The 1,546-nt window shown below is 69.5% G+C and carries 2 protein-coding genes; both read left to right on the forward strand.

Going from position 1 to position 1,546, the window contains the following annotated elements; genetic code table 11:
* Positions 1-479 precede the first annotated feature (479 nt).
* Positions 480-842 (forward strand): hypothetical protein, encoded by a 363-nt coding sequence (locus ABLM29_RS22245; RefSeq protein WP_349716835.1) that lies wholly within the window; start codon positions 480-482, stop codon positions 840-842.
* Between the two features lie 80 nt (positions 843-922).
* Positions 923-1,444 carry a S24/S26 family peptidase gene (locus ABLM29_RS22250; RefSeq protein ID WP_349716836.1) on the forward strand — a complete coding sequence of 174 codons (522 nt, stop codon included), beginning with the start codon at positions 923-925 and terminating at the stop codon, positions 1,442-1,444.
* Positions 1,445-1,546: the final 102 nt, after the last annotated feature.

Below are 1,546 nucleotides of genomic sequence, written 5' to 3' on the forward strand. Positions count from 1 at the left end.
CCCCGAACCCAGAAGATTCAAGACCCAGAAGCGGCCACCGGAGCCGGAAGCCCTCCGCCAGACCGGCGTCTTGCCTCCCGCCGCACCCGGCGACAAAGAGAACATTACGCATCCCGCGGCCTACACACAAATCAGAAGGCCCCTTCCGACGGTGTCCAAGCCCACCGCGCCGGCAACTAGGTACGGGACCCGCCACGCTGCTAGATGCGAGCGTCCGATCGAGCCCGCGCAGCCCGAGAATCGGGTACGTCTACCCCCGCTCCAGGTGCCGTTGTCAACCGGAGTGCCGCCCCAGCCACCGCGGGTCGTCCGCGGCGGCAGGGGCTACCCAACTCGGGGTAAGCCGGCTCCCCAACACGCGGTACCTCGCCGTGCACCCCTGGCGCGGCCGACCGCCCGACCACCAGGGTCCCCGGGAGAGCTCGGGCTCCGGAATCCCCCACGTCAGAGAAGACAACGATTCCAGGAGGAACTCCACCATGCAGCTCAAGCGTGCGGCAGTCGCCGCCGTCTCCGCCGTCGCCCTCGGCACGATCGGATTCGCCTCGGCCTCCGCCCTCGACATCCAGGGCGGAACCATCCAGTACGGCCAGACCGGGACGTCGTGCGATCCCGATGGGGTCGAGGTCCACTGGGGTCTCGAGACCGACGACAACAGCGTGCGTTCGGTCCGCGTCTCCGGCATCGCCGGCGCGTGCTTCGGCAAGGACCTCTTCGTCAAGGTGAACGGTGGCGCCACCATGTCGACGACGATCGACGCGGCCTCCGAGAGCTTCTCGCTCGGCACGACCTACCCGAGCGCGGACGCGATCCACGACGTCAAGGTCTGGATCGAGGGCTGAGCCTTCACACCGCTCCCCTGCCGGCGGACCGCCGCGGCGGTCCGCCGGCAGGGCCGGTCCACCGGAACGAAGGGGGACACATGCGCCGCGTGCGAGACATCACGGGCTGGATCCTGCTCGGCACCGTGCTCGCGGGTTGGTTCCTGTGGCTCCGTCCGCCGGCGCTGGGCGGCACGACCTCCCTGGTCGTCGTCTCCGGCACCTCGATGTACCCAAGCTTCGAGCCCGGCGACCTTCTCGTCGTCACCGAGCGTCCGCGCTACGACGTGGGACAGGTCGCCGTCTACGACATCCCACGCGGCCAGCCCGGTGAAGGGTCCGGGGCACGCATCGTCCATCGCCTCATCGGCGGCGACCAGTCAGCAGGATTCACGACGCAGGGCGACAACCAGGACGCGGCGGACCCGTGGACTCCGCGGGAGGACGACATCGTCGGCGCCGTCGCCCATCGCCTCCCGCAGGCCGGAGCATGGATCGGGACCGCCATGCAGCCGGTGCTGATCGCCGCGGCCGGCGGCGGGGTCGGGGCCTGGCTCGGTTACGGGTACCGCGGGCGCCGTCAGCTCGAGAGGAGCGTGCCCGATGAGAACGGTGCGGCATGAAAAATGCCAGAGGGCCATCACCGTGTGGTGATGGCCCTCTGGGGAATGTTTGTCCGGCGGCGTCCTACTCTCCCACAGCCTCTCGGTTGCAGTACCATCGGC

The sequence above is a fragment of the Nocardioides sp. YIM 152588 genome, assembly GCF_040191335.1.
Taxonomy (GTDB): Bacteria; Actinomycetota; Actinomycetes; order Propionibacteriales; family Nocardioidaceae; genus Nocardioides.